General features: G+C 67.2%; 3 protein-coding genes and 1 pseudogene. All 4 read left to right on the forward strand.

The features are described from left to right. A partial coding sequence (locus ACREE8_RS10660) for a 5-deoxy-glucuronate isomerase (protein WP_431572970.1) occupies window positions 1–804 on the forward strand: 804 nt, incomplete at its 5' end. A 3-nt stretch (window positions 805–807) separates the two neighbouring features. After that, window positions 808–2,739 (forward strand): bifunctional 5-dehydro-2-deoxygluconokinase/5-dehydro-2-deoxyphosphogluconate aldolase, encoded by a 1,932-nt coding sequence (locus ACREE8_RS10665; RefSeq protein ID WP_431572971.1) that lies wholly within the window; start codon window positions 808–810, stop codon window positions 2,737–2,739. Beyond that, window positions 2,736–4,580 carry a 3D-(3,5/4)-trihydroxycyclohexane-1,2-dione acylhydrolase (decyclizing) gene (gene iolD, locus ACREE8_RS10670; RefSeq protein ID WP_431572972.1) on the forward strand — a complete coding sequence of 615 codons (1,845 nt, stop codon included), beginning with the start codon at window positions 2,736–2,738 and terminating at the stop codon, window positions 4,578–4,580. The genes ACREE8_RS10665 and iolD overlap by 4 nt, the downstream gene beginning before the upstream one ends. Window positions 4,581–4,649: 69 nt before the next feature. Continuing rightward, window positions 4,650–4,859, forward strand: a pseudogene (locus ACREE8_RS10675) (myo-inosose-2 dehydratase); the annotation flags it as partial.

The following is a 4,859-nucleotide window of genomic DNA, read 5'->3' on the forward strand; positions in this document are numbered from 1 at the left end:
ACCCAGCACATCACCCAGCATCGCCGGGGCTTCGGGCCGGGCTATACCGCGGTCACGCGGATCGAGGATCCGGACAATGCGACGCGCATTGCCTTCGGCGTGCTGCGCCTCAGGGCCGGCGAAGAGATGCGAGAGCAGACCGTGCAGGAGACCGCCTGGCTGTTGATGGAGGGTGCCGCGAGCCTGACCGCGGGCAATCGCACCGAACGGTTCGTGCGCCGGTCGCTCTTCAACGAATCGCCGAGCGCCCTCCATGTCGCGGCGGCCGAGCATGTCCTCCTGCGTGCCGAGAGCGACTGCGAGTTCACGGTCTACGCCACGGCAAACAAACAGCGTTTCGAGAGTCGCTTCTATGGCCCCGTCGATGTCCCCAACGAGCATCGCGGCAAAGGCCAGGTCGGCGACGCCTGCTACCGCTTCGTGCGCACCATCTTCGATGCCCGCAATGCCGATCCGAAGGCCGAGCTCGTGCTGGGCGAAGTGGTCACGATGCCCGGGCGCTGGTCGAGCTATCCGCCCCATCACCATGCGCAGCATGAGATCTACCATTATCGCTTCACGCTGCCGCAAGGCTATGGCCATGCCGAACTGGGCGACGACGTGGTGAAGGTGCAGGCCTATGACACCGTCAAGATTCCGGCCGGTCTCGATCATGCGCAATGCGCCGCGCCCGGCTATGGCATGTACTACGCCTGGGTGATCCGCCATCTGCCCGGCAACCCCTACACGGTTCCGGAATTCACCGACGCCCATCGCTGGACGCTCGACCCCGGGGCCGCGTTTTGGCGGCCGAGCGAGACCTGACGCATGACCGAGCGCGCGCTCGATGTCGTTACCATCGGCCGGGTGTCGGTCGACCTTTACGGCCAACAGGTTGGCGGGCGGCTCGAGGATATGGCGAGCTTTGCCAAATATGTCGGTGGCTGCCCTGCCAATATTGCGGTCGGCGCCGCGCGCCTCGGATTGAGATCGGCCCTGATCAGCCGCGTCGGCGACGAACATATGGGTCGTTTCGTGCGCGAGCAGCTGATGCGCGAAGGCGTCGAGACCAAGGCGCTCGTCACCGACCCGGCGCGTCTGACGGCGCTCGTCATTCTCGGAATTCGCGATCGCGAGACCTTTCCGCTGATCTTCTATCGCGAGAACTGCGCCGACATGGCGCTGACCGAGGCCGACATCGACGAGGCCTTCATCGCCTCGTCCCGTGCGTTGGTGGTCACCGGCACGCACTTCTCGACGGCCACGGTCGCGGCCGCCAGCCGGCGCGCGATGGCGCTGGCGCGACAGCACGCGGTCAAGATCATCCTCGATATCGACTACCGGCCCGTGCTGTGGGGGCTCGCGGGCCATGGGCTCGGCGAACAGCGTTTCGTCGACAGCGCCAACGTGACCGAGCATCTTCAGGCGATCCTGCAGGATTGCGATGTGGTGGTCGGCACCGAGGAAGAGATCCATATCGCGGGTGGCAGCACCACCGCGGTCGAGGCGCTCAAGGCGGTGCGCCGGGCGAGCCCGGCGCTGATCGTGATGAAACAGGGGCCGCAAGGCTGTCTTGCCTTTGCCGGCGGCATTCCGGAACGGATCGAGCCGTCCGCGTCGATCAAGGGTTTCCCGGTCGAGGTCTATAATGTGCTGGGCGCCGGCGACGGCTTCATGGCGGGCTTCTTGCGCGGCTATCTCGAAGGACTGCCGGCCGCGGAAGCTTGTCGCTATGCCAATGCCTGCGGCGCGCTGGTGGTGTCGCGCCATGGCTGTGCACCGGCGACGCCCACCTGGCCCGAGCTCTCGCATTTTCTGACCAACGGGAGCCCCGAGACCGCGCTGCGGTTCGACATGACGCTCGATCACCTCCATTGGGCGACGACGCGCCGGCAGGATTGGCCCGAGGTGCTGGCGGTCGCCTTCGATCATCGCTCTCAGTTCGAGCGGTTGGCCCGGCAGCATGGTCAGGCGCCCGCGCGCATCGCCAGCTTCAAGGCCTTGATCCATCGTGCGGCGCAGACGGCAGGGGGGGCCACCGGCGGTCGCGGCATGATCGTCGACGATCGCTATGGGTTCGAGGTGCTGGCGGCGGCAAGCGGGCGCGACTGCTGGCTGGCGCGCCCGATCGAGCGGCCGGACCGCACACCGCTCGAGTTCGAAGGCGGTGCCGATGTCGGGCTCACCTTGCGCGAATGGCCGGTCAATCACACGGTGAAATGCCTGGTCTATTACCATCCGGACGATCCGGCGGCCCTGAGGGCCGAACAGGAGCGCCAGTTGCTGCGGCTTTTCCAAGCCTGCCGGCAGACCGACCATGAGCTCCTGCTCGAGATCATCGCGGATCGCCAGCATCCCGGCGAGGCTGCGCCCGTCGCGCGCGCGATCCGGCGCTTCTATGAACTCGGAATCAAACCCGATTGGTGGAAGCTCTCGGCGCCGTCCGATCCGGCGGGATGGGCGCAGCTCGTTGCGGTCATTCGCACCGGCGACTCCTGCTGTCGCGGCATCCTGCTGCTGGGTCTGGGTGCGGGCGAATCCGAGATCCTGCGCCAGATCGACGAAGCCGCGCGCCAACCCCTCTGCCGCGGCTTCGCCATCGGCCGCAGCGTCTTTGCCGATGCCGCAGACGGCTGGTTCGCGGGCCGGCTCGATGATGAGGAAGCGACCGCGCTGATGGCCGCGACCTATGGCCGCTTCCTCGACCGCTGGGGTCGCGCTCGCGCCGCCGCTGCCGAGCAGGAAAGGATCGCCGGATGACGACGCTCCGACTGACCATGGCCCAGGCCCTGGTGGGTTACCTGGCGCAGCAATGGACCGAGATCGACGGCAAGCCGCAGCCGCTTTTCGCCGGCGTCTTCGCAATCTTCGGCCACGGCAATGTTGCCGGATTGGGCGAGGCGCTGGCCGCCGCCGGCAACGCGCTGCCGACCTATCGCGCCCATAACGAGCAGGCGATGGCCCATGCGGCGATCGCCTTCGCCAAGGCCAACAACCGCCGGCGCATGATGGCCTGCACCAGCTCGATCGGGCCGGGCGCCACCAACATGGTGACGGCCGCGGCGCTCGCCCATGTCAACCGATTGCCGGTGCTGCTCTTGCCGGGCGACGTGTTCGCGAGCCGACGACCCGATCCGGTGCTGCAGCAGATCGAGGATTTTGCCGATGCGACGGTCAGCGCCAATGACTGCTTCAAGCCGGTGGCGCGCTTCTGGGACCGCATCACCCGGCCCGAGCAGCTTCTGCAGAGCCTGCCACAGGCCTTGCGCGTTCTGACCGATCCGGCCGCCTGCGGACCGGTGGTGCTCTCGCTGCCACAGGATGTGCAGGCCGAGGCCGGCGACTTTCCGGAATCCTTCTTCCGCCGGCGTCTGCACCGGCCGCGCAGGCCCGCGCCCTCCGCCGACGAGCTCGAGCAGGCGGCAGGCGCGCTGAAACGCTCGCGCACCCCGCTCATCATTGCCGGCGGCGGAGTCCATTACGCGGAAGCGACCGCGGAGTTGCGCGCTTTCGCGGAGCGCCACGGCGTTCCGGTTGGCGAGACCCAGGCGGGAAAGGGCGCTCTGGCCTGGAACCACCCGGCCAATCTCGGGGCCATCGGCGTGACCGGGTCCTCGGCCGCGAACGCGCTGGCGCGCGAGTCCGATCTGGTGCTGGCGATCGGCACGCGGCTGCAGGATTTCACGACCGGCTCGCGCGCGCTGTTCGCGCGTGGCGCGAAGCTCATTCAGCTCAACATCCAGCCCTTCGATGCCGCCAAGCAGGATGCAATGCCACTGGTGGCGGATGCCCGGGCAGGATTGGAAGCGGTTCATGCGGCACTCGGCGATTGGCATGCACCATCGGCCTGGATCGAGCGCGCCCGGAGCGAAGCCGGCCGCTGGCAGGAAACCGTGACAAAGATCACGAGCCCACCTGCCGGCAATGCGCTTCCCTCCGATGCGCAGGTGCTGGGCGCGGTCAATCGCAAGGCGAGCCCCCGCGACGTGGTGGTTTGCGCCGCCGGCGGTCTGCCGGGCGAGATGCACAAGCTGTGGCGCACCAGCGATCCCAAGGGCTACCACCTCGAATACGGTTTCTCCTGCATGGGTTATGAGATCGCGGGCGGATTGGGCGTGAAACTGGCGCAGCCCGATCGGCGGGTCTTCGTGCTGGTGGGTGATGGCAGCTATCTGATGATGAACTCCGAGATTGCAACCGCCGTCGCGATGGGTCTCAAGCTCGACATCGTTCTGCTCGACAATCGCGGTTTCGGCTGCATCAACCGGCTGCAGCAATCGGTCGGCGGCGTACCCTTCAATAATCTCCTGGCCGATACGCGCCGCAGCGCGGAAGTCGCGATCGATTTCACGGCCCATGGCGCCAGTCTCGGCGCCCAGGCGCGCAAGGTGGGGTCGATCGCCGAACTCGAGGCTGCGCTGGATGCGGCGCGCGACACGCCGCGCACCACGCTCACCGTGATCGAGACCGATCCGGCGATCTCGACGGGCGAGGGTGGCGCCTGGTGGGAAGTGCCGGTTGCGGAAGTATCGGCGCGGCCGCAAGTCGAAGCCGCGCGCAGGAGCTACGAGGACGCGATCCGCCGGCGCGACGGCGCGTGAGCCGCCGCTTCTGCCCCTTCATCATCGAAATCCCGACAAACCCCGAATGTTGCAACAAGGAATCTTGGTATGAGCGTGAAGCTGGGGATCAACCCGATCGGTTGGACCAATGACTGCATGCGCTGGCTGGGCGATTTCATCTCGCTCGATACCTGCCTCGCCGAGGCGCGCGGGGCGGGATTTTCCGGGGTCGAGCTCGGGCGCAAGTTCCCGCGGCTGCCCGGCAAGCTGCGTCCCCATCTCGATCGTCACGGTTTGAAGCTGGTCTCGGGCTGGTAC

The organism is Hypericibacter sp., assembly GCF_050729195.1.
Lineage (GTDB): Bacteria > Pseudomonadota > Alphaproteobacteria > Dongiales > Dongiaceae > Hypericibacter.

Bases quoted from the DNA above. Each gene is read 5' to 3' on its own strand.
- ACREE8_RS10665 (WP_431572971.1), top strand. From the start codon at position 808: ATGACCGAGCGCGCGCTCGATGTCGTTACCATCGGCCGGGTGTCGGTC.
- iolD (WP_431572972.1), top strand. From the start codon at position 2,736: ATGACGACGCTCCGACTGACCATGGCCCAGGCCCTGGTGGGTTACCTG.